The sequence below is a fragment of the Arthrobacter sp. 8AJ genome, from assembly GCF_902506025.1.
Lineage (GTDB): Bacteria > Actinomycetota > Actinomycetes > Actinomycetales > Micrococcaceae > Arthrobacter.
This window is the reverse complement of record NZ_LR733289.1, coordinates 2,305,682-2,332,047: the sequence shown is the minus strand read 5'-3', so window position 1 is coordinate 2,332,047 and position 26,366 is coordinate 2,305,682. Positions and strand designations below refer to the sequence as shown.

Sequence of the window (26,366 nt, the reverse complement as noted above, 5' to 3'; positions counted from 1 at the left end):
GTCCGGAACCGCCACCGGCACCGGCGCAACCGCCCCTGGATCCAGCGGAACAGCGCCGGGCTCCAGCGCGACCGCCCCCGGCGCGAGCGGCTCGGCGCCGGGCCAGACCACACGGCCCACCGCCCCCGCGCACCAGTAACATGACCCGCCGGAATAAGGGTTCCCGACCCGCCACAAGCAACGTCCCCGCCACTGTCAGGGCGCATTGGTTTGTCCTTCTCGCCACCCTGATGGCCCTGGGGCTCGCCCTGGCCGTGCAGGGATACATCCACCATCTGGGTGGAGCGCCCGGGGACTCCCTGCCGGCGGACAAAGCCGCAGGCGCCGTCCCCACAACGCTCTCGCACGGCGGCCCCGTGGTGGATTCGCGCGGCGGCTCCGTAACAACCGTCAGTCCGCCGGACCGGACCATCGCCCTGACCTTCGACGACGGTCCGGACCCCGTGTGGACGCCCCGCATCCTGGACGTACTTCGGGAACACCACGTCCACGCCACCTTCTTCGTCGTTGGTTCCGCGGCGGTGGACCACCCCGACCTGGTGCGCCGCATCGTGGCGGAAGGCCACGAAGTGGGCGTCCACACGCTGACCCACACCGACCTTGGCACAGCCCCGGACTGGCGCCGCGAACTTGAGGTGCAGGGCGGCCAGGATGCGATTGTGGGAGTGACGGGCCAGGCGGCTTCCCTGCTGCGCCCGCCTTACACCGCCGGCAACAGCGCCATTACGAACGGCATGTGGTCCGCGCTCCACGGAATGGCCGACGAGGGCTACCTCACCGTGCTCAGCAGCCTGGACAGCGAGGACTGGCAGACCCCGGGCACCAAAGCGATCGAAGCCAACCTGACCCCGTCGGGGCCGCAGGGGCAAGTGGTCCTGATGCACGACGGCGGCGGAGACAGGGAACAGACCGTCGCCGCGCTGGACTCCGCCCTGTCGCGCTTCTCCGCGCAGGGGTACAAGGTCACCACGGTCGGGGACGCCGTCGGCGTAGACAGCATGCGCCCCGCATCCAGCGTTGAACAGCTGCGCGGCTCTGCCCTGGTCTGGGGCATCCGCCTCAGCGATTTCGTCGTCTGGGCGATCTCCCTGGGGCTCGTCGCCGCCGGCGTCGTGACCTTCCTCCGTGCCGTTCTGGTCATGTTCTTCGCAGCACGCCACAGCCGTGCTGCACGCCGCCTTCCCGGATCAGGACGTGGCCGGCGCCGCGTCGACGTGATGGTAGGGCCCGTGGTGACTGAACCGGCGACCGTGATTGTCCCGGCCTATAACGAATCCGTCGGGATCGAAGCCGCCGTCCTGTCGATCCTTGCCTCCACGCACCCGGTAGAGGTCATCGTGGTGGACGACGGGTCCACCGACGGGACGGCGGACATCGTGGAGGCCCTCGACCTGCCCGGCGTCACCGTCATCCGCAAGGAGAACGGCGGCAAACCGTCCGCACTGAACGCAGGGATCCAGGCGGCCAGCCACGACCTGGTGGTCATGGTGGACGGTGACACGGTCTTCGAGCCCGATACGGTACGTGCCCTCATCCAGCCGTTTGCGGATCCCCGGGTGGGGGCGATTTCCGGCAACACCAAGGTGGCCAACCGGGGAGGCATCCTCGGCGCATGGCAGCACATCGAGTACGTCGTGGGGTTCAACCTCGACCGGAGGCTATTCGACGTCGCCGAATGCATGCCCACCGTCCCCGGGGCCATTGGCGCCTTCCGGATCGAGGCCCTCCGCAACGTCGGGGGCGTCAGCGACGACACGCTCGCCGAGGACACCGACCTGACCATGGCACTGTGCCGGGACGGCTGGCGGGTGGTGTACCAGGAGGACGCACGGGCCTGGACGGAGGCGCCCGCAACCCTTGGCGCCCTGTGGCGACAGCGGTACCGCTGGTGCTACGGCACCCTCCAGGCCATGTGGAAGCACCGGGGTGCCGTGGTGCAGGGAGGTGCTGCGGGCAAGCTTGGCCGGCGTGGACTGGGCTACCTGCTGGTACTGCAGGTGCTGCTTCCCCTGTTCGCGCCCATCGTCGATGTCTTCGCCCTTTACGGCCTGATCTTCCTGGACCCGCTGCGGATCGGGGCGCTGTGGCTGGTCTTCCTGGCGGTCCAATTGCTCATGGCCGCCTACGCGTTCCGGCTCGACAGGGAACGGCTGGGACCGCTCTGGACACTCCCGCTGCAGCAGTTCGTCTACCGGCAGCTCATGTACCTGGTGGTCATCCAGGCCGTTGTCACGGCAGTTGCCGGCGTCCACCTGCGCTGGCACCGGATGGAAAGGTACGGCAGCCTGCGCGTCCCGCAGACCCAAGGCCAGGGCTAGGGTAAGTTCAGGCCCATGGAATGTGTCGTGATCTACAGCTTGCGCGAGGGTGTGCACAGATCCACCGTCATGGACGTCTATCCCCGCCACAAGGCGTACTACGAGGCTTTCCGGGCCGCCGGGGGAGGACTGCTCGCCCTTGGCCCCTTCCAGTCTCCGGAGCCCGGTCTGAGCTCGATGGGCATCTTCACGTCGTACGGGGAGGCCGAACGTTTCATTGCCGGTGACCCCTTCGTGACCGAAGGTCTCGCGGACCCTAAGCTGCTCGAATGGAACGCCGTGCACCTGGCGTAGGCGGGCACGGCAACAACCTGGACGGCGAAGGGGCTTTCTCATGGGTAACGGACTGACGGCCGGCGTGCTGGAGCGCCTGTACACCGGTACGGTGTGGGCGGAGGGGCCATTGTGGGTGCCGTCGTCGCAGACGGTGCGGTGGAGCGATATCCCCAACGACCGCATTCTCGAGTTCCACCCGGACACCGGGGTGACACAGGAATACGCGACCGGCGTTGAGTTCACCAATGGGCGTACCCTCGACGCCGACGGCAGCGTTGTGCAGTGCAGCCACGGCCGGCGCCGGGTGGAGCGCGACCGGGACGGGACCGTCACCGGCCTCGTTGACTCCTTCCAGGGCCGCCGGCTGAATTCGCCCAACGACGTGGTGATTGCCCGCGACGCCGGCATCTGGTTCACGGACCCGCCCTACGGCATCCTTCCGGGAACAAAAGAAGGCCATGAGGGAGAGCAGGAATATGGGGGCTGCCATGTGTTCCGCTTCGACCCGGCCTCCGGAACGCTGACCCCCGTGGTGACCGACCTCGTGCATCCCAACGGACTGGCCTTCTCGCCGGACGAATCTGTCCTCTACGTCGCGGACACCGCCGGCAGCGCCTACGGGGTTCCGCTGCGGATCGCCACCTACGCCGTGCGTGACGGCCACTGCAGCGCCTACGGGGTTCCGCTGCGGATCGCCACCTACGCCGTGCGTGACGGCCACTGCAGCGCCAGGACCGGCACGCTCGAGTTGGAGGACGGCCACCCGGCCGACGGGCTGCGGGTGGACGTCGAGGGACGGATCTGGACCTCGGCCGGCCCCTCCGTGCGGATCTACTCACCGTCCTTCAAACTCCTGGGCACCATCACCGTGCCGGAGACCGTCTCCAACCTGTGTTTTGGCGGACCCGACGGGCAGGACCTCTACCTGACCGCGACCACCAGCCTGTACCGGATCCGCACCACCACCACGGACGCGGCCGCACGCAACCATCCCACCGACCGCAACTGAACGCGAGGACACACCATGCAGCACCGGACCCTGGGCCACAGCGGCGCCGTCGTCACCAGCTTCGCGCTGGGCACCATGACTTTCGGCGCGGAAGCGACCGAGGAAACATCCCATGACATCCTGGACAGCTACTTCGAAGCGGGCGGCAACTTCATCGATACCGCCGACGTCTACAGCTCGGGCGTGTCCGAAGAAATCATCGGCCGCTGGCTGGCCCGGCGTCCCGGCCTGCGGGACACAGCGGTAGTTGCCACTAAGGGGCGTTTTCCCATGGGGACGGCACCGAACGACGTCGGAACATCCCGGCGGCACCTGACGCGCGCACTGGACGATTCCCTCCGCCGCCTGGGGGTGGAGCAGATCGACCTCTACCAGATGCACGCGTGGGATCCCATCACCCCCGTGGAGGAAACCCTCCGGTTCCTGGAAGATGCCGTGACCCGCGGCAAGATCGGCTACTACGGCTTCTCGAACTTTCTGGGCTGGCAGCTCACCAAGGCTGTCCACGTGGCCCGCAGCCAGGGATGGCACGCGCCCGTCAGCCTGCAGCCGCAATACAGCCTCCTGGTCAGGGACATCGAGTTCGAGATCGTGCCGGCCGCGCTTGACGCCGGGATCGGCCTGCTGCCGTGGTCGCCCCTGGGCGGCGGATGGTTGTCGGGGAAGTACAGGCGTGATCAGAGTCCCTCCGGGGCAACCCGCCTGGGGGAGAATCCCGAACGCGGCATGGAAGCCTGGAAGGCGCGCAACGACAATCCGCGCACATGGACGGTGATCGAAGCTGTGGAAGGCATCGCGGCCTCCCATGGCGTCAGCCCCTCCCAGGTTGCCCTGGCCTGGCTGGCGGACCGGCCTGCCGTAACGTCGGTGATCCTGGGTGCCCGGTCCACGGAACAGCTCGCTGACAACCTGGCGGCCGGCAACCTGAGCCTCAGCGCGGACGAGGTCAGCCGGCTCACCGAGGCCAGCCGGCCCGAGACAGGGGTGTATCCCTACGGCCCCATGGCCCAGGAGCAGCGCAGCCGCAAAATGGAGGGCGGCAGGTAGCCCATCCGGGAGAGGAAGCCGCCGGGCTTCACCGGGCGTGCTTCAACACGTCCGGCAGCTCCTCCACGTACACCGTTTGCGGCGGGTCGAAATAGATCACCAACACTTCAGCGCCCACCGGATAATCGCTTTTCTTGTCAAAAGGGTGGGCGTGGAAGGCCATGGTGCCGCCAAGGTAGGGCAGCATGACTTCGCCGATGGTGCCCGGGCCGATGCGCCCGGTTACCCGGCCGATTTTCCCGGTCAGGCTCCGGTCGATGTCCCTGCGCACCATGGCGTGCCCAGAATCCCTACGCGCCCGGCGCCTTGGCCTGGCGCTTGGTGTCTTCACCCTTCCGAAGCGCCGATGCGAGGGCCGGGAGGTAGTCGCCAGCCTGCGCCAGGATTCCGCCCAGCATCTTGTTGACGCCCTCGCCGCCGTTCAGGACGGTCATTTGGCCAACATGCGAGAACGGCTCGGCCGCTGCGGCAATGATGGCCGGCATGTTCTCGGCAAGCTGCTGGGAGATGACCGCGTCCTGGTTGGTACCCAGCGCTTCCGCGCGGGCCTTGATGCCGTCTGCCTCCGCGAGCGCCTTGGCCTTGATCGCTGACGCTGCGGCGTCGCCTTTCGCCCTGGTCGCTGCGGCTTCGGCCTCGCCGGTGACCTTGGTGGCTCCAGCCGCGGCGGCCGCCGCGGTGGCGTTGGCCTGCGCCTGGAGTTCGGTGCGGCGGGCGTTGGCCTGGGCCTCAAGCTCGGTGCGGCGTGCCAGGGCCTCGGCTGCGCTGATGTCCGCCGCCTTCTGGCCCTCTGCGTCGGTGCGTTTGGCGTAGGCTTTCGCGTCCGCAGGTTTCCGGATGCTGGTCTGCAGCTTCTGCTCTTCCCGGTCCGCCTCAAGCTTGGCAACCTCCGTTTCCTGCACCACCACCTGCTGCCGGGCCGTGGCTTCGGCCAGCGGGCCGGCCTGGGCAGCATTCGCCCGGGCACGCTCGGCGTTGGCCTGGGCCACCGACTGCCGGATGGCTGAGACGCTTTGCGCATCCGCGATCAGGGCCGCCGCCTCCGCCTCCTTTTCCGCCGCTTCCCGGTTACGGGTGGCCTCGGCGATCCGGGCTTCCATCTTCACCTGCGCGATATGCGGCTTGGCGATGTTCTGGATATAGCCGGTGGGGTCCTGCAGGTCCTTGATCTGCAGCGAGTCCACCACAAGGCCCAGTTTCTCCATTTCCACGCCGCTGGCGCTGCGGACCTGCGAGGCGAGTTTGTCCCGCTCGCGGATGATCTCCTCGACGGTCATGCTGCCGATGATGGAACGCAGGTGGCCTTCGAAGACGTTATACACCTGGCTTTCCATCTTTGGTTGCTGGCCCAGGAAGCGGCGGGCGGCATTGGCGATAAAGGGCGGTGCGTCCCCAATCTTGTAAATGACGACGCCCTCCACGATGACCTGGATGCCCTGTGAGGTAACGCAGGAAACCTTGAGTTCAGTTTCATTCAGGGTCAGCGATAGGGGCCGCACGGTCTGGAGGCCGGGAAGGACCAGGGCGCCCTTGCCCGTGACGATTTTGAAATCCATTCCTTCCCTGGTTTCCAGGGTTCCCCGGGTCAGCCCGGAAATGATCAGGGCCTCGTTTGGCTCAGCCACCTTCCACATCAGCTTCGTGGCCACCCAAATGAAACCAACGGCAAACAGCACTCCGAGACTAATGGCGATAAGTGGAAAGAACGGTGCAAAGTCCGGCATGGCCAGGTCCTTTCGACGCCGCAAAACGGCATCACGGTGAAAACCCCAATAAATGCAGCCGTCCAATGACCCGACCAATGAAAGTGCCGTCAATTCCGGTGCACCTGGCCGGCTGTTGTAGACAGTCTGATTGGGCCCCGCCCAAGAGTCCAGAGCCGTGACGACATTTGCCTGCGGCAACGGAATAAGGCGTACGACGGCGGCACCTGGCATCCGCCGCCGGCGGCCGGGAAGCCGTTGACATGGGCAACTACTGCTCGCACGATGGGAAGACGAACCGCAATGCGGGTCCAGCGCCTGGTTTCACTATTCCTTTCCTTGTTGTGCATTCAAGCCGGGCGTTCTACTACATCTGACCAATGGAGTGATGATGAGTATTCAAGGAGTGACCCGGGAGCAGGCCGTCAGGCGCGCCACCGTGGCAAGCGTGGTGGGTACCACCATCGAGTGGTACGACTTCTTCCTCTACGGGACTGCCGCCGCACTGGTGTTTCCCCAGCTGTTCTTCCCGGGCCAGGTGGCCTTTGCCGGTGTGCTGGCCGCCTTCGGCACCCAGTTCGTCGGCTTTGTGGCCAGGCCAATCGGCGCCGCCATATTCGGCCATTTCGGTGACCGGATCGGCCGCAAGACAACACTCATGGCCACGCTGTTCCTGATGGCGTTCGGAACGGTGCTGATCGGCTGCCTTCCGACCTACCAAAGCATCGGAGTGGCCGCGCCGGTCCTGCTGGTAGTCCTCCGCATCATCCAGGGCATCGGCGTGGGCGGTGAGTGGGGCGGTTCTGTCCTGTTGAGCATGGAATGGGGCGACCAGAACCGCCGCGGCCTGTCCGCTTCCTGGCCGCAGATCGGGGTGCCGCTGGGCCTGGTCCTGTCCACCGGCGTCGTCAGGATCACCACCGCCGCCACCGGCACTGACGGATTCGCTGCCTACGGCTGGCGGATCCCGTTCATCCTCAGCATCATCCTGATCGGCGTGGGCCTGTTCGTCCGGCTCCGCGTCATCGAGAGCCCGGAGTTCGACGCAGTCCGGAAGTCGAACAAGGTGGTGCGTGCCCCGATCATCGAGGTGATCCGGCGGCAGCCCAGGGAAATCCTCCTCTCCGCCCTGGTGCGCACGTCGGAGCAGGCCCCGTTCTACCTGTTCATTACGTTCGTGATCACCTACGCCACCAAGCAGCTGAAGCTGGACAGCAATTCCATCCTTGATGACACACTGATCGCGGCCGCACTCGGGCTGATCAGTGTTCCCCTCTTCGGGCGCCTGTCAGACCGTTTCGGCCGGCGCCGCGTGTACGGAACCGGCATCGTGCTGACAGCGCTGTTCGCTTTCCCCTATTTTGGGTTGCTCAACACCAGGGACGCCCTGTGGGTTGGTGTTGCCGTCGTGGTCAGCCTGATCCTGCATGACATCCAGTACGGGCCGCAGGCTGCCTTGATCGCCGAAAGTTTTGACACCGACATCCGCTACACGGGCGCCGGCCTGGGGTACCAGCTCGCCAGCGTCGTCGCCGGTGGTCCCGCGCCCCTCATTGCCGCCGCCCTGCTGGCGACCTATGGGAACTCGACGTCGATCTCGCTGTACATCATCCTCTGCTGCGTGATCGCCATGGCCGCCCTCATCTTCCTTCCCAGGGCCAAGGGAGCCCTGGCCAAGGATGCCGCGGCCGCCGCCACGCCAGGAAGCCCGTAGGACCGGATGCGAACAGACTTCGATCCGAAACAACTGGGTCCGCGGGACTTCTACAAATTCCTTACGTCAGTAGTGGTTCCGCGGCCCATCGCCTGGGTTTCGAGCACCTCCCCGGCAGGGGTGGACAACCTGGCGCCCCATTCGTTCTTCACGGTTGCCTCAGTGGACCCCCCGATCATTCAGTTCACCTCGGTGGGCGAGAAGGATTCGCTGCGGAACATCGAGGCAACCGGGGAGTTCGTGGTGAACCTCGCCCCGGCAGCGCTGATCCAGGAGGTCAACGCCACCGGGACCAACTTCAGCGCAGATGTGAGCGAATTCGACGCCGCCGGCCTGGCCCGTGAGCCCAGCGCGGCGGTCCGGCCGCCCAGGGTCAAGGAGTCTCCGGCCGTTCTGGAATGCTCGCTTCACCAGACCCTGCGCATGGGTGACTGCGTCCTGGTGTTCGGCCTGGTGGTGCACGCGTCCGTCTCATCCCAGGTGCTCAGCGGTGACCATCCGGACGTGGCCGGGCTTGATCCGCTGTCACGGCTGGGCGGGGACGAATGGGGCATGCTTGGCCCCGTCCGTCACTTGCCGCGGATCCGCGCGTCGCAGTGGCCTGGTTCTTTCACCCCGCGGGAGGGGCACATGACTGAGCCTGGCACAGGAGGCATACAAACCCCGGGGGAGGCAGGCTCCTGATGGCCACGGTCAGTGTTGACGGGGCGGAGTCCATTGCCACGATCTCCTTCGGCAGCGGCGGGAGGCTCAATGCCCTGGGGGAGCGGGACTGGGAGGATTTGCGGTGCGCAGTGCACGGCCTGGCCTCCGACCCGACCCTGCGCGCCGTCGTGGTGCGCGGCCGCGGTGGGGTGTTTTGCGCCGGCTCCGACATCCGCGAATGGGACGGGACGTCGCGCACGGACGTTGGCCGGACCTTTGACGTGCTGGAAGCCGCCCTGCAGGCGCTCGAGGACTTGCCCGTCCCAACCCTGGCGGTGGTCGAAGGGGTTGCGGCCGGCGGGGGCTGCCAGCTTGCCCTTGCCTGCGACCTGCAGCTCCTGACCCCCACAGCACGGATGGGGATGCCTGTGGCACGCCTGGGCTTGCTGGTTCCGCCCACCTTCGCCGCCCGTTTGGCACTACGGGTAGGTCCGTCCCGGGCCAAGGACCTTCTCTACACGGGCCGCATGCTGACGGCGCGCCAGGCGTGGGACATGGGGCTGGTCACCACCCTGGCCCCGGACGACAACGCAGACGCTGCGCTCGCTGCGGTCCTCGACCCGTGGAAGGGAGCCTCAGCGGCTTCCTTGAGGGCATCGAAAGCGGCGGTGGATGAGGGCCTGCGCCTCCTGACGGAGGCCGGCCGCCGCGCGCCAAAGGGCCCTGCGGTGGATCCCGTCGAGTTCCCGGACCGGGTCACGGGCTTTCTCCACCGCCGGACCGGGGCGGGTCCGCCGGCTCCACCACCGTGATGTCCAACGGCATCCTGTTTGCCCGCCGCAGGCGGCCGCCCAGCACGTTGCGCAGGCTGTGCGTGACCATCCGCCGCCGGGTCAGGAACCGGAATTCCGCGGCGTCTGAGGTCACGAGGTCCAGGATGGGCCGCGCCGCCTCACGCGGGGCCTGCCCCCACAGGCCGACCACCACCTGCAGGCCGGTGAGGCGCTGCCCGTACCCTGCCTGCGCCGTCACACGCCGCAGGAGGTCGGTCTCCACCAGTCCGGGGTTCATGCCGTGCACCCGGACACCGGTGCCTTTGGTTTCCAGCCGCAGGGTCTCCGTGAACTGGCGGACCCACCGCTTGCTTGACGCGTAGGCGTTCTGCAGCGCCACCGGACCCCGGTCGCCCTGGCCGTACAGGTTGACCAGGTCGCCATGGCCCTGGCCCAGGAACACAGGCAAAGCAACCCTGGAGCCGTGGAACGTACCCAGGATGTTGGTGCGCACCACCCGCGTGAAGTCATCGATGGGCGTCGACGCCGTGGGTCCGAAAACCCCCGAGGTGCCGGCGTTGTTGACCCAGATATCCAACGTCCCCCGGGCCAGGGCCTCGTCCCGGAGCGCCGCAACGTCTCCCGGCTCGGCGGTGTCGCAGCGCCTGCCGGACGCCGCGATCCCTTCAGCGCGCAGGCGCTGGACGGCGGCAGCAAAGCCGTCGTCCGACCTGGCTGCCAGCACCACCGCCGCGCCGTGCAGGCCCAGGACCCGGGCCATTTCAAACCCCAGCCCGCGCGACGAACCAGTCACCACCGCCACGCGGCCGCGAAGGACGTCGTGGGCGGGCACCGCCCGTCGGGTACGCATTCCTCTGTCCTACGCCCCCGGGCGCCCGGGGGCAAGGTGCGCCCGCCCCGGGCGGCCTTTGCCGGCGGATGCCGCCTGCAGTGCCGCCGCGAGGTAAGGGGCCGTGCGGCTGCTGCGGGAACGGGCGACGGCGGCCGGGTCACCGGCGGCGACGATCGTACCGCCGGCGTCGCCACCAGCGGGTCCCAGGTCCATGACCCAGTCTGCGTCGGCCACCACGTCCATGGCGTGTTCCACAACGATGACCGTGTTCCCGGCATCGACCAGGCGGTTCAACTGCGCCATCAGGAGCTGGACGTCGGCAGGGTGCAGCCCCGTGGTGGGTTCGTCCAGGAGGTACAGGGTGTGCCCGCGCCGGGCCCGCTGCAGTTCGGTGGCCAGCTTGATCCGCTGCGCCTCGCCGCCGGAAAGTTCGGTGGCGGGCTGGCCCAGCCGGAGGTAGCCCAGGCCCACTTCCTGCAGGGTCTGCAGGGACCGTGCGGCCGCGGGAACCGCGGCCAGGAAACCGGCCGCGGCGTTGACCGTCATGCCCAGTACTTCCGCGATGTTCCTGCCCTGGTAGGTGACCTCGAGGGTCTCGGGGTTGTATCGGGTGCCCGCGCATTCAGGGCACGGGCCGTAACTGCCGGGAAGGAACAGCAGCTCCACGGCCACGAAGCCTTCGCCCTGGCAGGTCTCGCACCGTCCACCGGCCACATTGAAGGAAAAGCGTCCCGGGCCGAACCCCCGGCTCCTGGCGGCATCGGTGGCGGCGAATTCCTTGCGGACGGCATCGAACAGCCCCGTGTAGGTGGCCAGGTTGGACCGCGGCGTGCGCCGGATCGGTTTCTGGTCCACCTTCACCAGGCGGTCGATCCGTTCCAGCCCGGAGACGTGCCCCACGGTCAACGGTCCGCCCTGTTCCTCGACGTCGTCCTCCGGCTCCCCGGCGGGTGCCGCGGTACCGGCTTCACCGGTGCCGCGAAGTGCTGCGCCGGCAACGTCGGCGAGGACCCGGCTGACCAGCGTGGATTTCCCGGAGCCCGAGACGCCCGTGACCGCTGTCAGGACGCCGAGCGGAAAGGCGGCGTCCAGGTCCCGCAGGTTGTGGCGGCTGACGCCCCGCAGTTCCAGCCAGCCGGAGGGTTCCCGCAGGGCATCCCTGCCCGCGCCGTCAGCGGCCGCCCCTGGTTCTTTCGCACCTGTCCCGCCCGGGAAAAGGAACGGACGCGTCACCGACTCCGGCACCTCATCGAGGCCCTGCACGGGCCCGCTGTACAGTACCTCTCCGCCGTCCTCCCCGGCCCGGGGCCCAACATCCACAAGCCAGTCAGCCCGGCGGACCATGTCCATGTTGTGTTCCACCACGAACACGGAGTTTCCCGACGACTTGAGCTGGTCCAGGACCGCCAGGAGGGGTTCGGCGTCCGCCGGGTGCAGACCCGCCGACGGCTCATCCAGCACGTAGATCACGCCGAACAGCCCCGACCTGAGCTGGGTGGCGATCCTGAGGCGCTGCATTTCCCCCGGCGAGAGCGTGGGGGTGGCCCGCCCCAGCGCCAGATACCCCAGGCCCAGTTCCAGCAGCACATTGATGCGCTGGAGGAGGTCGCGGGTGATGGCCACAGCCACCGCATTGGACTCGGAGGACTGCTTGCGGGACGCAGTTCCCGCTGTGGCCAGCCTGGTGGTGGGGCGGATGATGTCCGCGAGTTCGGTCATGGGCACGGCGCTGAGCCCGGCGATGGTCTGCCCTGCGAAGGTCACTGCGAGGGCCTCGGGCCTGAGCCCGGTTCCACTGCATTGCGGGCAGGGCCCGGTTTCCATGAAGCGCAGCACCTTTTCCCGCATGGCGGGGCTTTTGGAGTCGAACAGGGTGTGCATGACGTAGCTCCTGGCGCTCCAGAAGCGGCCCTTGTACGGTTTGGCCACGCGGTCGCGCTGCGGCGTTACCTCCACCACGGGCTGTTCCTCGGTGAAGAGGATCCAGTCGCGGTCTTTTTTGGGCAGTTGCCGCCAGGGGATGTCCACGTCGTAGCCCAAGTGGGTGAGGATGTCGCGGAGGTTCTTGCCCTGCCACGCGCCGGGCCAGGCCGCAATGGCGCCGTCGCGGATGCTCAGGGACGTGTCCGGAACCAAGGATGCCTCGCTGACGGTGTGGGCGGTGCCCAGGCCGTGGCACTGCGGGCAGGCGCCTGCTGCGGTGTTGGGGGAGAAGGCGTCCGAGTCCAGCGGCGCTGCGCCCTCCGGGTAGCTGCCTGCACGGGAGAACAGCATGCGCAGCGAATTGGACAGCGTGGTGACGGTCCCCACGGTGGACCGGGACGTCGCCGTTCCCCGGCGCTGTTGGAGTGCGACGGCGGGCGGCAGCCCGGTGATCAGGTCCACCTTGGGGTTGTGGCCCTGCTGGATGAGGCGGCGGGCGTAGGGCGCCACCGATTCGAAGAACCGGCGCTGCGCCTCCGCGTAGATGGTGCCGAAGGCCAGGGACGATTTGCCGGAACCGGAAACCCCGGTGAACGCCACGATCGCATCCCGCGGCACATCGACGCTGACGTTTCGCAGGTTGTTTTCGCGGGCGCCGCGCACGCGGACGAAGCCGTTTTCGGCGTGATCCGCGGTGGGGCCGGGGATGTTCAGCTCGGTCAGTCCATCGGCGTTCTGTTTGGCATGCACCGCTTCGACTGTAGTAGCCAACGGTGCGTGGCCGGAACTTTCGGGGATCTGTCGGGACGGCGCGGACGGATTTACACTGAAGCATTCCGCGGCGCGGGCAAGGAAAGCCGGCCGCGGAGCAGGAGATCAACTACATATCTGGAAGGGCCGGCCATGGGCAACGCGTCGCAGGGAGCTAACAGGGCAGTATCCGGGGCGGCCTCGGCGGGCCGCAGCCCGGCGGTACGCGTTCTGGCCCGTACCGGATATGTCTTCATCGGCCTGCTTCATATCCTGATCGGTGCCATTGCCTTGCAGTTGACCAGGGGCCAGGGTGGAGAAGCTGACCAGTCCGGGGCGCTGGGAAGCCTGGCATCCAAGCCGGGGGGCGGGATCCTGCTCTGGGCCGGCACTGTTGCCTGTGCGGCGCTTGCCCTCTGGATGCTCAGCGAGGCTGCTTTTGGGGCGCGCACGGAGACCGACTCCAAGAAGAAACTGAAGAAAGCTGCCGGTGCTGCGGGGAAAGCTGTGATTTTCGCTTTCCTTGCCTTTACCTTCGGCGTCTTTGCCGCAGGGGGCAGCAAGAACTCCAGCCAGTCGGCCAGCGATTTCACCGCAAAGCTGATGGGAGCGCCCGCCGGGGTGGTGCTTCTGGTGGTGCTGGGGCTGGCGGTCATTGCAGGCGGCGTCCTTTACGCCTACCGGGGCGTTTCCAGGAAGTTCATGGAGGACCTGCAGGACCCGGGCAACGCGCGGACCGCCGTGGAATGGCTTGGCATCATCGGTTATGCAGCCAAGGGTGTGGTGCTCGCCGTCGTGGGTGTCCTGGTCATCGTGGCGGCAGTAACCGCCGATCCGTCCAAATCCTCCGGCCTCGACGGCGGCTTGAAGACCCTGGGCGCGCAGCCCTACGGCGGGATCCTCCTCGCCGCCATCGCCGCGGGCCTCATCTGCTACGGCGTGTACTCGATGGCGAGGGCGCGGTACGGGAAGTTCTAGCCGCGGTACCCGAGAACCGCCAGCGCTTCCGCCAGCGGGGCGCGCAGGGCAGGTCCGTGGCCCGGAAGGACAACCGGGGATTCCAACCCGGCCAGGTTCTGCAGGGCGGCTTCGGCTGCGGCCGGATCTGCGTGGTACATCGGGTGCAGCATCTGCGGTCCGGAAGTCCGGCTGATCGGGTGGCCGCTGACGAAGCAGTCGCCCACGGCGATGGCACCCGCCCCCGGCAGGTGGATGGCTGCATTGCCTGGCGTATGGCCGGGCACTGGTACGGCAACGGGCCGGCCAGGCAGGGCCCGGAGCCTGTCAGCGTCCCACGCTTCGGCCGCCGGCACTGGCTTGGCACCCAGGGCACCCGCCCTGATGACGTGCACCATCCAGCGGAAGATGCGCGGCTTCCAGGCCCGGCGGATGACCTGGCCGAAGGTGACCTGGTGCTTCTCCTTACCCTGGACGTGGGCCAGCTCCCCGGGGGCGCACAGGACCGGGGTTCCGAATGTTTCGGAAAAGAAGGCGGCAGTGCCCGTGTGGTCCACATGTCCATGCGTGACCAGCAGGGCAAGGGCGTTGGCCGGTTCCAGGCCCAGATGGCGGATCGAGGCAAGGACGTTGCTGCGGTCACCGGGGTAGCCGCTGTCGATAAGGATGAACCCGGAAGGGTCCCGCACCACGATCCAGTTGGAGGCCGGCCCTTCGGCGAAGTAGACGCCGGGCGCCTGCTCGGAAACTTTGGTTGCGGGATTCCACCCGGTTGCCTGCCGCTGCACGAATACAGCGTAGCCCGCGGCTGCAGTGCAGCCTGGTCGGCGCCGGATGGCCTGACCCCGGACGGCAGCCACCAGGGTACCTAATGCCCTAAAAGTTCCTGTGCAGTCGCTGTGCATCCTGTTGATCCTGGTCACCTTGGCCCTAAAGTATTCCCACAATTGCCTACGATGGGACACGGACAAGAAGATCAACGGCCGGCGGACGTTCCCCGGCCACCCGGAAATTCCAGGCAGGAGGAGGTGCCATGCAGGACAGTGCGCTGTTGCACGGGCATCCCGGCCGGCTGGTGACGGCCGGTGTGGCTGCCCTCCTCCTGGCCGTGACGTCGGGAAGTGCAGCCCGGACCCAGCCCCCGGCCACGGCGGCGCCCCCCGTCCGCGTTGTGGTGGTGGGGGACTCGCTGAGCACCGGTCACGGCACGTCGCCGCAGCAGGCGTGGCCGGCGTTGATGCGGACGGACCCGGAGGTGGCGGGCCTTGAGGTGGTCAACGCAGCCGAGGATGGAAGCGGCTACCTCAGCCTGGGCGACTACAACGGAACCTTCGGCACGCAGGTGGATGATTACGTCACCCCTGACACCGGGATCGTGGTTTTCTTCGGCTCGGAAAACGATCTCGGCTACGCCTCTGCCGACGTCGGCGACGCGGCCCTCGCCGCCATGGACAGGGCAGAAGCCCTTGCCCCGGACGCCAGGATCATTGTGGTGGGGCCGCCGTCGTACACCACGGACCCTGACCCCGGGCTCCTGGATATCAGCGACCAACTCAGGACTGCCACTGCGCGGGCGGGCGGTGAGTACGTGGACCCGATCGCCGAGGGGTGGATCAGCGATGACTTTGATGACCTGATTGGCCCGGACGGCGACCATCCCACAGTGCTTGGGCAGCACTACCTGCTGGACCACATCGGCGCGTATCTTGAGCAGGCGGCGCCGGCGGCCGCGGCCGCGCTGGAAGGGCGCCAGGACCCGCGCAGGCCCGCCGCCTGAACCTAAAACACCCGGACCTGGGGCGACTGAATCCAAGACACCCGGACCTGGGGCGCCTAGATCAGCGGCCAGGGATAGCGCCGGCCGGTGTGGTCAACGGGCAGCACCATCTCCTGCAGCATCCGCTGGACCCTGCGTTGCAGGGCAACCACCTCGGCGGGATGGAGCAGCGCTGCCACGTCAGCCGGAACAGTGTCCGCCAGGGGACTGATGTCCGCCAGCAGGTTGTCCGGGATCGGCTCGCCGGCAAAGTCCCAGATCACCGTGCGCAGCTTGAAGGCAGCGGAAAAGCACAGACCGTGGTCAATGCCCCAGATGCGGCCGTCCGCTCCGCGCAGGACATGCCCGCTTTTGCGGTCCGTGTTGTTGGCCACGTAGTCGAACAGGGCCATCCGGGCCAGTTCGTCGTGGGTTTCCGGGGAGTCCGCGTACAGGGTGAAGTAGTGTTCCTCGTGGTCGCCCTCGATGAACCACTGCAGCGACCCCACTCCAAGCGGGGCATCCGTGCGGACCACCGTGGGCGGCACCATTCCCCAGCCCAGCGCTTCGCTCAGCAGGTACGCGGCGCGCTCCCGGCGGTACAGGCCGGCGTCGAAATCCGCCAGCGGCCGCTCTCCAGCCTCCGGCTTGTAGACGGCCCAGGCGGAATCGTCACCGCAGGAAAGCTCCGCGAGGAACGTGGCATTGCTGCCGCTCATGATGCGGCCCAGCAGTTCCACGCGGCCCTCAGTGAGGAGGGTCAGCTCCCGCCCGGACACCGCATGCCCCGTGCCGCCGCGTCCCGCGGCCAGTCGTTCCCTGCCGGACCGGATGGCATCACGGCGCCCTCAGCCCGCTCAGGGGCTCCGACATCGAATTCACCGTGAGCACCGCCGGCGCCTGGCCGTCCGCATAGGAGATCACCGAGACCGACGCCGGGCTGATCACGATCCGCTGGAAAAGGTCCAGGTGGGTGCCCAGCGCGTGTGCCACGGCCGCCTTAATGGGATCGGCATGGGAGAAACAGACCACGACGCCACCACGGTGGGCGGTCCGAAGATCCTCCAGCGTCCCAACCATCCGCGCCTGCATTCCGGAAAAGCCCTCGCCGTTGGGGAAGCGGAACGCCGACGGGTTGTGCTGGACAGTCTGCCACTCCGGCAGGCCCGCAAGCCCGGCGAGCGCGGCACCGGTCCAGTCACCGAAATCGCATTCCAAAAGCCCGGCTTCTTCCATGACGGTCCGGCCGGTGCGGGCGGCCGTGGGCTCCGCTGTCTCCCGTGCCCGCTCCAGGGGTGACGAATAGAGCGCGTCGACAGGCAGGCCCGCAAGGCGTTCGGCAACAGCTTCAGCCTGCGTGCGGCCGCGCCCGGAAAGATGCAGGCCCGGGGCCCGCCCCGGCAGGACGGTGCCGGTGGTGGGGGTCTCGCCGTGCCGCACCAGGAGGATTAATGTGCTCTGTGTCATTGGGTCTAAGCGTAGCCGCGAGGGGGCCCCGTGCCGAGCCTGCGAGGCGCGGGGAGCGGCAAGCGGTAGCCGCGAGGGGGCCCCGTGCCGAGCCTGCGAGGCGCGGGGAGCGGCAAGCGGTAGCCGCGAGGGGGCCCCGTGCCGAGCCTGCGAGGCCCGGGGTCCCACAGGAATCTGGAGGAATCTATCGATTAGCCGCAAGGCGGGGCTTACCGTAGAGGAGTGACTGATCGCCCCGATATCTACACCGTTGGTGAACTGCGTGCGGCAGGATACGTCCACAAGGACCTAAGGCACGAAATCCGCGACAACCTCCTCGCCGCCCTTGCTGCCGGACGTGACCCCTGGCCGGGCCTGTACGGCTTCAGCCGGACGGTGATTCCGCAGCTCGAGCGGGCCCTGCTCGCCGGCCATGACGTTGTCCTGCTGGGTGAGCGCGGGCAAGGCAAGACCCGTCTGCTCCGCACCCTGGCCGGACTGCTGGACGAGTGGTCGCCGGTGATCGAGGATTCGGAGCTGAACGAGCATCCCTTTGACCCGATCACCGAACAGTCCCGTGCCCGGGCACTGACGGAGGGGGACCGGCTGCGGGTGGCCTGGCGGCACCGTTCGGAGCGCTACGTGGAGAAGCTCGCCACCCCGGACACGTCGGTCGCTGACCTGATTGGTGACGTGGATCCGATGCGGGTGGCCGAGGGACGCCGCCTGGGGGACCCGGAAACCATCCACTACGGGCTGATCCCACGCTCCAACCGCGGCATCATCGCCATCAACGAGCTCCCGGACCTGGCTGAACGCATCCAGGTGGCCATGCTCAACGTCATGGAGGAACGGGACATCCAGATCCGCGGCTACGTGCTGCGGCTCCCGCTCGACGTGCTGGTGGTGGCATCAGCAAACCCGGAGGACTACACCAACCGCGGGCGCATCATCACCCCGCTGAAGGACCGCTTCGGTGCGGAGATCCGGACCCACTACCCCATCGAACTGGAAGACGAAGTAGCGGTCATCCGGCAGGAGGGCCGGCTCGTTGCGGACGTCCCCCCGTTCATCCTGGAGATCCTGGCAAGGTATACCCGGGCGCTGCGGGAGTCGCCCGCCATCAACCAGACGTCCGGCGTTTCGGCCCGGTTCGCCATCGCCGGGGCGGAGACGGTGGCCGCGGCGGCACTGCGGCGGGCCAGCCTGCGGGGGGAGGAGCAGGCGGTGGCCCGCATCATCGACCTGGAGCCAGCAGTGGAGGTGCTGACGGGCAAGATCGAGTTCGAATCCGGCGAGGAAGGGCGGGAGCAGGGTGTCCTTGACCACCTCCTGCGCACCGCCACTGCGGAAGCTGTCCGCGCGCACTTCCAGGGTCTGGACATGGGTCCGCTCGTGGCTGCCCTGGATGGGCACCGGACCGTCACCACGGGTGAACAGGTCACGGCGCAGGAGTTCCTGGGCAACCTCCCGTCGCTGAACGGCTCGGGGCTGTACGACGAAATCGGGCGGCGCCTGGGCGCGGCGAATGACGGACAGCTCGCCGCCGCCGTCGAACTGGCCCTTGAAGGGCTGTACCTGGGCCGCCGGATCTCCAAGGAATCCGACGACGAGGAAACCATCTACGGCTAGGCTCAGGAGGCACCATGGCCATCCACAAGCGGTCCGCCAAGTACGGCCGGTATACCGGCGGCCCGGACCCGCTCGCCCCGCCGGTCGACCTGGCCGAGGCGCTTGACGCCGTCGCCGAAGACGTCATGGCCGGCTACTCGCCCCGCCACGCCCTGCAGGAATTCCTGCGGCGCGGCGGCCGGAACCGGGACGGCCTGGATGACCTTGCCCGGCGCGTCCAGCATCGGCGCCGCGACCTGCTCAGCCGGCACCGGCTGGACGGCACCCTGGACGAAGTAAAGAAGCTCCTGGACACCGCGGTGCTGGAGGAGCGCAAGCAACTGGCGCGGGACGCCATGATGGACAACACCGACCGTGCCTTCCGGGAGATGCAGCTGCAGAACCTCCCACCCTCCACGGCTGCGGCGGTCAATGAGCTGGCGTCCTACGATTGGCAATCCAGCGCAGCACGTGAGGCCTACGAACACATCAAGGACCTGCTGGGCCGGGAAGTCCTTGAGCAGCGCTTCGCCGGCATGAAGCAGGCGCTGGAGAGCGCCACCGATGAGGACCGGCAGGCAGTGAATGACATGCTCCGGGACCTGAACGAACTACTGGGCAAGCACCGGCGCGGGGAGGACACCGACGCCGACTTCCAGGACTTCATGGCCAAACACGGCCAGTTCTTTCCGGAGAACCCGGAGTCGGTGGAGGAGCTGGTGGACGCCCTCGCCCAGCGCGCCGCCGCCGCCCAGCGGCTCCTGCAGTCGATGTCCCCGGAGCAGCGCGGTGAGCTGATGCGGCTCTCCGCCCAGGCCTTCGGCTCGCCCGAACTGATGGCCCAGCTCAGCGAACTCGACGCCACCCTCCAGGCCCTCCGCCCGGGGGAGGACTGGACAGGCTCGGAACGGTTTGAAGGGCAGGAAGGCCTGGGACTGGGGGACGGCACCGGGGTGTTGCAGGACATCGCCGAACTCGACGAACTGTCCGAACAGCTCTCCCAGTCCTACAACGGCTCCCGCCTTGATGACCTGGACCTGGACGCGCTCACCCGCCAGCTTGGCGAAAACGCGGCCGTAAGTGCGCGTACCCTCGCGGAGATCGAGCGGGCCATGCAGGACGGCGGCTACCTGCGGCGTGGCGCCGACGGCGACCTCAGGCTGTCCCCGCAGGCCATGCGGCGGCTTGGGAAGTCCCTGCTCCGTGATGCTGCCAGGCAGTTGTCCGGCCGGCAGGGAAGCAGGGACACCAGGATGGCCGGGGCCGCAGGAGAACAGACGGGCTCGAGCCGGCAGTGGGAGTTCGGGGACGCCGAGCCGTGGGACGTCACCCGCACCATGACCAACGCCATCCGGCGCACCATGGCCGACGGCGGTGACCCGGCCCGGGGACTGCGCCTCGCCGTCGGCGACATCGAAGTATCGGAAACGGAGGCCCGCACGCAGGCCGCCGTGGCCCTTTTGGTGGACGTGTCCTTCTCCATGGCTGCAGAAGGACGATGGGTTCCCATGAAGCGGACCGCGCTCGCACTGCACCACCTGGTGTCCACCCGCTTCCGCGGTGACCGGCTGGAGCTGATCACCTTCGGCCGCTATGCGCAGGCCATGGACATCGGAGAACTCACGGCGCTGCCCGCCCTCCGCGAACAGGGAACCAACCTGCACCACGGCCTGCTGCTGGCCGGCCGCTTCTTCCGCCGGCACCCGTCCATGCAGCCCGTCCTGCTGGTGGTCACGGACGGCGAACCCACGGCGCACCTCCTGCCCGACGGGGACTCCTGGTTCAACTGGCCGCCGGACGCGGAGACCATCCGCGCCACGGTTGCCGAACTGGACCGCCTTGGCCGCGCCGGCGTCCAGGCCACCTTTTTCCGCCTGGGCAACGACCCCGGCCTGGAGCGGTTTATCCAGCGGATGGCCCAGCGCGTGGACGGCCGGGTTGTGGCGCCCGAAGTGGGCGGCCTTGGAGCTGCCGTGGTGGGGGAGTACCTGCGCGCCCACGTCCGCAGCGCCTACGCCGACGGCGACTGGGATGTTTAGCTTTTGGCGTCCAGTCCGGCCTGCGAGATGAGCTCGGTCAGCCAGGGCCGGTGTTCGCGGTGGAACGTCAGGCCCTCCGGCAAGCCCTGCACCGCAGGTTCGCCGTCTCTGATGTCGATGGTGATCCGGCCGCCGGCCAGTGGAGCGTTGGTGATGTGCAGGTTCCCGTAGGACTGGGGCAGCGCCGGATCCATCCAAAAACCACCACGGGAGACGTGGGCGTCGTACCGCATCAGGCAGGTGATCAGCATGATCGGCGCGGTGGCCGCCCAGGCTTGAGGGGAGCAGGCCGTGGGGTAGGGCACCGGCTCGGCCACCTGCTCGCGGCTGAAGCCACAGAACAACTCCGGCAGCCGGCCGCCGGAAAAATCCGCGGCTTCGAGCAGGGCGGTGGCGATTCTCTGCGCCTCCTCGACGAATCCGTACCGCATCAGTCCGGCCGCAATAATGGCATTGTCATGCGGCCAGACTGAACCGTTGTGGTAGCTGGCCGGGTTGTAGGCCCCCATATTTGAGGCCAGGGTCCGGACACCCCAGCCACTGAACATCTCCGGCGACATCAGCCGTTCAGCCACCAGCGGCACCTTGTCATCGTCAACGATGCCGTGCCAGAGGCACTGCCCCATATTCGAGGCGCAGGCATCAACCGGCCGCTTGCGGCCGTCCAGGGCAACGGCGAAGTAGCCACGTTCCGGCAGCCAGAATTCCTCATTGAACCTTTTCTTCAACTGCGCCGCCTCGGCGGTGAGCCGGGCAGCCAACGGCGCGTCCCCGGCGTCGTACGCCATCCATGCCCGGGACAGCAACGCTGAGTAGACCAGAGCCTGCACCTCGCAAAGCGCGATGGGCGGCTCGGCAATGGTTCCGTCCGCGAAATTGATCCCGTCCCAGGAGTCCTTCCACCCCTGGTTGATAAGGCCCTGGTCGTTGAGGCGCTGGTACTCAACGAACCCGTCGCCGTCCTTGTCGCCGTAGGTCCTGACCCAGTCCAGGGCCCGGTCGGCGTTGGGCAGGAGGGCGGCTATGGCGTCCTTTCCGAACCCCCAGCGGCTGACCGATGCCAGGGTCATCACAAACTGCGGGGTGGCGTCCACGCTGCCGTAGTAGATGGATTTGCCGCCAAGCGCCAGCCCGGAGGACACGCCCAACCGGACTTCGTGCAGGATCTTCCCGGGTTCCTCCTCGCTCATCGGGTCCACTACCTTGCCCTGCCGGTCCGCCAGCGTCTGCAGGGTGCCCAAGGCCAGGGACGGGTCCACGGGCAGGGCCATCTCCGAAGCCCACAGCGAATCACGCCCGAACAGGGTCATGAACCATGGGGCCCCGGCCGCCACCACTATCCGTTCCGGATGCTCAGGGTCCTCGATCCGGAGCGCGCCGAGGTCGTCATAGCTGCGCCGCAGCGTGCGTTCAATGGACCGGTTCGCCATCTGCAGCCTGGGGATTTTGGCAACCCATTCCTGGTGCCTCCGGTCACTCGGTGACACCCCGTGCCCGGCGGGGCGCGTAACGTTGTGCTGCCCTGCCGGTGCCACGCTCAACCGCGTGCTCCACTGGCCGTATCCGGGAACCACGGCGCGGTATGTGAGTGCGCCGGCGGAGGCGACGGCGCCGCGTCCCCTGACCAGGACAGCTTTCCGCAGGTCTTGCCAGGCCGCGCTGATAATCAGGGAATCGCCGTCGGCTCCGCGGGTGACGTCCCACCGCCGCTGGACCCTCGCCTCCTTCACCTCGAACAGATCGGCGAAGTCCGAATCGACGCCGACGGAGATGCTGCATTCAACGGGGTTGCCGGAATAGTTGCGGATCGTAATCTCCTCAACCACTCCGGCCGCCACTTCCCGCAGCCGCTCCACGATCAAGGGGCTGTCCGCATACCCGTCGGCACGGGGAACGCGGCCGATGAACAGTGCCCGGTAGGGTTCCTTCGTCTCCGCCGTCAACGGCTCAAGGGGCTGGCCGTTCACCGTCATGCTCCACCCCGACAGGATGCGGGTGTCCTCATGGAAGACGCCGTGGGGCAGGTCCGGGTGGATATCACCATTGGCTGCGGAGATACAAAAACATGAGCCCTCGACCAGGGTCACGGTCCCTGCCCCCACAGGCCCTGCCGCTGTGTCTGCATTCCATCCAGCCATGTCCGCTCCTTAGACGGCTACGACGGTTCCGGCGCAATAGACGCTACGCCTGCGGCAGGGCTGATGAAAGGGCCGGACCCTTGTACCTCCGCCCTGGCGGGCATAGCATTGCCGCCAAATCAACGCCGATCAGTCCAAGGAGCCGGCCATGGGCGCCACACCTGCCGAACCGTCCCAGGCACCCCTGATGGTGGACCTGATCATTTCGCTGGACGGTTACGCCTCCGCAGAGGGCTGGCCCGGGTGGTGGGGACTGGAGGGGCCCGAATACCTTGCCTGGCTGGACCAGGAATCGGCGAACAACTACACCTTCCTCCTGGGCGCGAATACGTACCGGCTGATGTACGGCATGTCTGCGCAGGCCGCGGCGAACCGGTCTGGTTTTTCCGAGGAGGAGGGCGCCAGCCTCACGGGGCTGTCCGCAGTACCGAAAATCGTGTTCTCTTCCTCGCTGCAGTCTCCCCTGGACTGGCCGAACTCGACCCTGGTAACCGGGGACGCGGTTGATGCGGTCCGCGAGCTGAAGCGCAGGGGAACGGGACCCCTGAGTACCTTGGGCAGCATCAGCCTGGCACGGTCGTTGCTGGTGGCGGGCCTCGTGGACCGGTTCCGGCTGGTGGTCTTCCCCGTCATTACCGGCGCCACCGGGCGGGAGCGGATCTTCGACGGATATCCCGACGTCCGGCTGGACATGGTGCAGAGCAGGACGTTCGACGGCAGGCTCCAGCTGCTGGAGTACGTTCCCACGGTACTCACCGGCCCGCCCGGCACCGGGCAACCGTGACCGGCGCCCTTGGCACCCCGACGTCCGGCTGAACCGTACGCAGCATGTCCGGTTCGAGCAGGCAGGCCGGGGCCTCCCGGGACTGGGAATCCCTGCCCAGTCCTTCCAGGCGCCACGGCGGAGATCGCGGCTACTGCCCGGGTGGCCATTTCCGTGTGAGGATCGAGGTATGCCCCAGCGCCTCATGCTGCTCGACACTGCCTCCTTGTACTTCCGCGCCTTCTACGGCCTGCCGGACACTATCCGCCGCCCGGACGGCACGCCGGTCAATGCCGTCCGCGGACTGCTGGACATGATTGCCCGGCTCAGTACCGACTACGGGGCCACCCACCTGGTGGCCTGCTGGGACGATGACTGGCGGCCGCAGTGGCGGGTGGACCTGATCCCCACCTACAAAGCCCACCGGGTGGCGCAGGCGGTCCCCGGCGGCACCGACGTCGAAGTGGTGCCTGAGGGCCTGGAAGCGCAGCTGCCTATGATCCGCCGCGTGCTGGAGCTGGCCGGCATCGCCATTGTGGGAAGAGCGGAACATGAGGCCGACGACGTCGTGGGCACCTACGCCAGCCAGGCAGGCCTTCCCGTGGACGTCGTTACGGGCGACCGGGATCTGTTCCAGGTCTGCGACGACGACCGGAAGGTCCGGGTGATCTACACAGCCCGCGGCATGAAGAACCTCGAAGTCATCACCGAAGAAACCGTCGTGGCCAAGTACAAGGTCCTCCCGCAGCAGTACGCCGATTACGCCACGCTGCGCGGCGACGCCTCCGACGGCTTGCCCGGCGTCGCCGGGATCGGCGAGAAGACGGCGGCATCCCTGCTGCTCAAGTACGGCACCCTGGAACGGCTGCTGGCTGCTGCGGAAGACGACGACGGCGGCGTGTCCGGTCCCGTCCGGGCCAAACTCTCCGCCGCTGCCGCGTACCTCGAAGCAGCTCCCGCCGTCGTCCGCCTGGTGCGCGACCTCGAGCTGCCCACCCTTGAGCAGGCGGGCGCCCTGCTGCAGCCGGTGACGGGTGACCGGCGCGCCGAACTTGAGCGGCTGGCCATCGACTGGAACCTCGGCGGCTCCGTCCGCCGGCTGCTCGCCGCGCTGGACCAGCGGGCGCAGCCGGCATAACGGCCCGGAACCGATGACGCCGGATGTACGGCCGTGACCTTTCGTGTCGGTACGCGTCTGCGTGTTTCGGGCGGCTTGAGCGGCCCGGCCGGCTGGTGGTTTGGTGAGGTAACGATCCAGACGAGAGGGCCACTCCATGACAGTCACTTCAGATCTCGCTCCCCGCCGGCTTCGGGATATCTTCGGAACATTCGCCAGCGGCCTGACCGTGGTCACCGGTTCCACCCCCGGAGGGCCCGTGGGTTTCACCTGCCAGTCCTTTGCCTCCCTGTCGCTGGAACCGGCGCTCGTGACCTTCAGCCCGGCACGCACATCGAGCACGTGGCCGGTGCTGCGGAGGGCCGGTTCCTTCACCGTCAACATCCTCCCCGCGGAACACCAGCACCTCGCCGGACAGTTTGCCCGCCCGGGAACGGACAGGTTCGCGGGAGTCGCCCACACCCCCTCGCCGCTGGGGAATCCGGTCCTGGAGAACGCGCTCGCCTGGATCGACTGCGCCCTCCATGCAGAGTACGACGGCGGTGACCACACCATTGTGGTGGCTGCCGTGCGGCACCTCCACGCGCGGGGCGACGCCGAGCCCCTGCTGTTCTTCAAGGGCCGGTACGCCGGACTCGCGCCGGCCGGGCACCTGCTCGAAGCGGCAGGCTGACTGCTGCTCCGCCTCCCCGGCCCCTCCCACTCTTGCTTCCGGCCCATGTGGTAGTAAGCTTACTGAGCATTACTAGTAAGCTTGCTGATTAAATGGGATGGGAGCAGGAGCCATGGGCGCAATATTCGGTACGGCCCTGTCACTGGCGCTGACCTTGGGCGGTGCTGCGGTGGCGGCGGCAGGTGGCCCCGGAGCGGCCCAGCACTACCTGGCCGGCCACGTCCTCCTCGGAATTGGCATTGGCCTGTTGATCGCCACCGCCCTCCGAACCGCAGCCCGCGTCCTCATGGCGCGGCCGGCCTCTCCGGTGCGCGTGGCTGCGGTGCCGGCGCCCGCAGTTGATACCGCCACTGTGACGGTACTGCCCGTGCGTTCCGCGTCCACCCTTCCGATGCGGGGCAGGCATGCGGCCTGAGCCGGAGAAACCGGCGGGACCCGCTCCGGCGGAGGCGTCCACTCCCGCACCCCGCCGCCGGGTCCGCGCCCTGATCATCCTGTGCTGCGCCGTGGTTGCATGCCTCGTCGCTGGCGCGGCAGCCGTCCGCCCGGGCGGCACGGACGACGACGTACTGCGAGGTTTCCAGATCCGCGTGCTGAGCATCAGCCAAGCTGCCTCCGAGAACAGGATGGACGGGGCGCTGGCCGCCCTGCAGGCGCTCGAAAAGGACCTTGGCGAAGCAGCGGCAGCAGGCCGTGTTTCGGCTGCCCGCTACCGCGGCATCGAGGACGCGCTGTCGGCCGTCCGGGCGGATATCGCCACGCAGGTGGCAGCTGCGGCCGCCACGGCATCGCCGGCCGCGGAGCCGGCCGCCGGCGCCCCGGCACCTGCCCTGGCAGACACCACCGGGACCGGGC

General features: G+C 67.9%; 24 protein-coding genes. 16 read left to right on the top strand and 8 right to left on the bottom strand.

Annotated features, from left to right (window positions below):
• Positions 1-140 precede the first annotated feature (140 nt).
• From BACI349Y_RS10880 to BACI349Y_RS10865, 4 genes are read left to right on the top strand one after another with little or no spacing between them, the layout of a single operon-like run.
• Positions 141-2,318, top strand: a complete 2,178-nt coding sequence (locus BACI349Y_RS10880; protein WP_159632114.1) for a bifunctional polysaccharide deacetylase/glycosyltransferase family 2 protein — start codon at positions 141-143, stop codon at positions 2,316-2,318.
• A 27-nt stretch (positions 2,319-2,345) separates the two neighbouring features.
• Positions 2,346-2,612: a hypothetical protein gene (locus BACI349Y_RS10875; protein ID WP_236560795.1), complete on the top strand. Its 267-nt coding sequence runs from the start codon at positions 2,346-2,348 to the stop codon at positions 2,610-2,612.
• A 40-nt stretch (positions 2,613-2,652) separates the two neighbouring features.
• Positions 2,653-3,603: an SMP-30/gluconolactonase/LRE family protein gene (locus tag BACI349Y_RS10870; RefSeq protein ID WP_159632112.1), complete on the top strand. Its 951-nt coding sequence runs from the start codon at positions 2,653-2,655 to the stop codon at positions 3,601-3,603.
• 15 nt (positions 3,604-3,618) lie between these two features.
• On the top strand, positions 3,619-4,650 hold the full coding sequence (locus BACI349Y_RS10865) for an aldo/keto reductase (RefSeq protein ID WP_159632111.1): 1,032 nt from the start codon (positions 3,619-3,621) through the stop codon (positions 4,648-4,650).
• A 28-nt stretch (positions 4,651-4,678) separates the two neighbouring features.
• On the opposite strand, the gene BACI349Y_RS10860 is transcribed toward BACI349Y_RS10865, so the two are convergent.
• Complete coding sequence (locus BACI349Y_RS10860) at positions 4,679-4,921, bottom strand: hypothetical protein (RefSeq protein ID WP_159635537.1); 243 nt, start codon at positions 4,919-4,921, stop codon at positions 4,679-4,681.
• A gap of 19 nt (positions 4,922-4,940) precedes the next feature.
• On the bottom strand, positions 4,941-6,374 hold the full coding sequence (locus BACI349Y_RS10855) for a flotillin family protein (RefSeq protein WP_159632110.1): 1,434 nt from the start codon (positions 6,372-6,374) through the stop codon (positions 4,941-4,943).
• 370 nt (positions 6,375-6,744) lie between these two features.
• Here BACI349Y_RS10855 and BACI349Y_RS10850 point away from each other — a divergent pair, with 370 nt between their 5' ends.
• Genes BACI349Y_RS10850 through BACI349Y_RS10840 form a run of 3 tightly spaced genes read left to right on the top strand, consistent with a single transcriptional unit; the run spans position 6,745 to position 9,524 of the window.
• Positions 6,745-8,067 carry an MFS transporter gene (locus tag BACI349Y_RS10850; protein ID WP_159632109.1) on the top strand — a complete coding sequence of 441 codons (1,323 nt, stop codon included), beginning with the start codon at positions 6,745-6,747 and terminating at the stop codon, positions 8,065-8,067.
• 6 nt (positions 8,068-8,073) lie between these two features.
• A complete protein-coding gene (locus BACI349Y_RS10845; RefSeq protein ID WP_159632108.1) occupies positions 8,074-8,751 on the top strand; it encodes a flavin reductase family protein in 678 nt (225 codons plus the stop codon).
• A complete protein-coding gene (locus BACI349Y_RS10840) occupies positions 8,751-9,524 on the top strand; it encodes an enoyl-CoA hydratase/isomerase family protein (protein WP_159632107.1) in 774 nt (257 codons plus the stop codon). The genes BACI349Y_RS10845 and BACI349Y_RS10840 overlap by 1 nt, the downstream gene beginning before the upstream one ends.
• Here BACI349Y_RS10840 and BACI349Y_RS10835 read toward each other — a convergent pair.
• Together BACI349Y_RS10835 and BACI349Y_RS10830 are read right to left on the bottom strand one after the other, a co-directional pair.
• Positions 9,469-10,356: an SDR family NAD(P)-dependent oxidoreductase gene (locus BACI349Y_RS10835; protein ID WP_159632106.1), complete on the bottom strand. Its 888-nt coding sequence runs from the start codon at positions 10,354-10,356 to the stop codon at positions 9,469-9,471. The genes BACI349Y_RS10840 and BACI349Y_RS10835 overlap by 56 nt on opposite strands.
• Positions 10,357-10,365: 9 nt before the next feature.
• Positions 10,366-12,984, bottom strand: coding sequence for an excinuclease ABC subunit UvrA (locus BACI349Y_RS10830; RefSeq protein WP_236561019.1), 2,619 nt, complete (start codon positions 12,982-12,984; stop codon positions 10,366-10,368).
• 180 nt (positions 12,985-13,164) lie between these two features.
• Between BACI349Y_RS10830 and BACI349Y_RS10825 the strand changes: the two genes are divergently transcribed.
• Positions 13,165-13,989 carry a DUF1206 domain-containing protein gene (locus tag BACI349Y_RS10825; RefSeq protein WP_159632104.1) on the top strand — a complete coding sequence of 275 codons (825 nt, stop codon included), beginning with the start codon at positions 13,165-13,167 and terminating at the stop codon, positions 13,987-13,989.
• On the opposite strand, the gene BACI349Y_RS10820 is transcribed toward BACI349Y_RS10825, so the two are convergent.
• Positions 13,986-14,756: an MBL fold metallo-hydrolase gene (locus BACI349Y_RS10820; RefSeq protein WP_236560794.1), complete on the bottom strand. Its 771-nt coding sequence runs from the start codon at positions 14,754-14,756 to the stop codon at positions 13,986-13,988. The genes BACI349Y_RS10825 and BACI349Y_RS10820 overlap by 4 nt on opposite strands.
• 245 nt (positions 14,757-15,001) lie before the next feature.
• On the opposite strand from BACI349Y_RS10820, the gene BACI349Y_RS10815 reads away from it, so the two are divergent.
• Positions 15,002-15,745, top strand: coding sequence for an SGNH/GDSL hydrolase family protein (locus BACI349Y_RS10815; RefSeq protein ID WP_159632102.1), 744 nt, complete (start codon positions 15,002-15,004; stop codon positions 15,743-15,745).
• A gap of 56 nt (positions 15,746-15,801) precedes the next feature.
• On the opposite strand, the gene BACI349Y_RS10810 is transcribed toward BACI349Y_RS10815, so the two are convergent.
• Both BACI349Y_RS10810 and BACI349Y_RS10805 read right to left on the bottom strand, forming a co-directional pair.
• Positions 15,802-16,503: an SCO1664 family protein gene (locus BACI349Y_RS10810; protein WP_159632101.1), complete on the bottom strand. Its 702-nt coding sequence runs from the start codon at positions 16,501-16,503 to the stop codon at positions 15,802-15,804.
• 58 nt (positions 16,504-16,561) lie between these two features.
• The gene (locus BACI349Y_RS10805) at positions 16,562-17,191 is read right to left on the bottom strand and encodes an MSMEG_4193 family putative phosphomutase (RefSeq protein WP_159632100.1); all 630 of its coding nucleotides are present in this window, start codon (positions 17,189-17,191) and stop codon (positions 16,562-16,564) included.
• 222 nt (positions 17,192-17,413) lie between these two features.
• Between BACI349Y_RS10805 and BACI349Y_RS10800 the strand changes: the two genes are divergently transcribed.
• Positions 17,414-18,802, top strand: a complete 1,389-nt coding sequence (locus BACI349Y_RS10800; RefSeq protein WP_159632099.1) for a sigma 54-interacting transcriptional regulator — start codon at positions 17,414-17,416, stop codon at positions 18,800-18,802.
• A 14-nt stretch (positions 18,803-18,816) separates the two neighbouring features.
• A complete protein-coding gene (locus BACI349Y_RS10795) occupies positions 18,817-20,820 on the top strand; it encodes a vWA domain-containing protein (protein WP_159632098.1) in 2,004 nt (667 codons plus the stop codon).
• Here BACI349Y_RS10795 and BACI349Y_RS10790 read toward each other — a convergent pair.
• Positions 20,817-22,958, bottom strand: coding sequence for an amylo-alpha-1,6-glucosidase (locus BACI349Y_RS10790; RefSeq protein WP_159632097.1), 2,142 nt, complete (start codon positions 22,956-22,958; stop codon positions 20,817-20,819). The two genes, BACI349Y_RS10795 and BACI349Y_RS10790, sit on opposite strands and share 4 nt — an antisense overlap.
• Positions 22,959-23,106: 148 nt before the next feature.
• On the opposite strand from BACI349Y_RS10790, the gene BACI349Y_RS10785 reads away from it, so the two are divergent.
• The 5 genes from BACI349Y_RS10785 to BACI349Y_RS10765 all read left to right on the top strand — a co-directional run.
• The gene (locus tag BACI349Y_RS10785; RefSeq protein ID WP_159632096.1) at positions 23,107-23,742 is read left to right on the top strand and encodes a dihydrofolate reductase family protein; all 636 of its coding nucleotides are present in this window, start codon (positions 23,107-23,109) and stop codon (positions 23,740-23,742) included.
• Positions 23,743-23,911: 169 nt separating this feature from the next.
• A complete protein-coding gene (locus tag BACI349Y_RS10780; RefSeq protein WP_159632095.1) occupies positions 23,912-24,859 on the top strand; it encodes a 5'-3' exonuclease in 948 nt (315 codons plus the stop codon).
• A 136-nt stretch (positions 24,860-24,995) separates the two neighbouring features.
• A complete protein-coding gene (locus BACI349Y_RS10775; RefSeq protein ID WP_159632094.1) occupies positions 24,996-25,511 on the top strand; it encodes a flavin reductase family protein in 516 nt (171 codons plus the stop codon).
• A 112-nt stretch (positions 25,512-25,623) separates the two neighbouring features.
• Positions 25,624-25,926 carry a hypothetical protein gene (locus BACI349Y_RS10770; RefSeq protein ID WP_159632093.1) on the top strand — a complete coding sequence of 101 codons (303 nt, stop codon included), beginning with the start codon at positions 25,624-25,626 and terminating at the stop codon, positions 25,924-25,926.
• A partial coding sequence (locus BACI349Y_RS10765) for a hypothetical protein (protein WP_159632092.1) occupies positions 25,916-26,366 on the top strand: 451 nt, incomplete at its 3' end. The genes BACI349Y_RS10770 and BACI349Y_RS10765, both read left to right, overlap by 11 nt.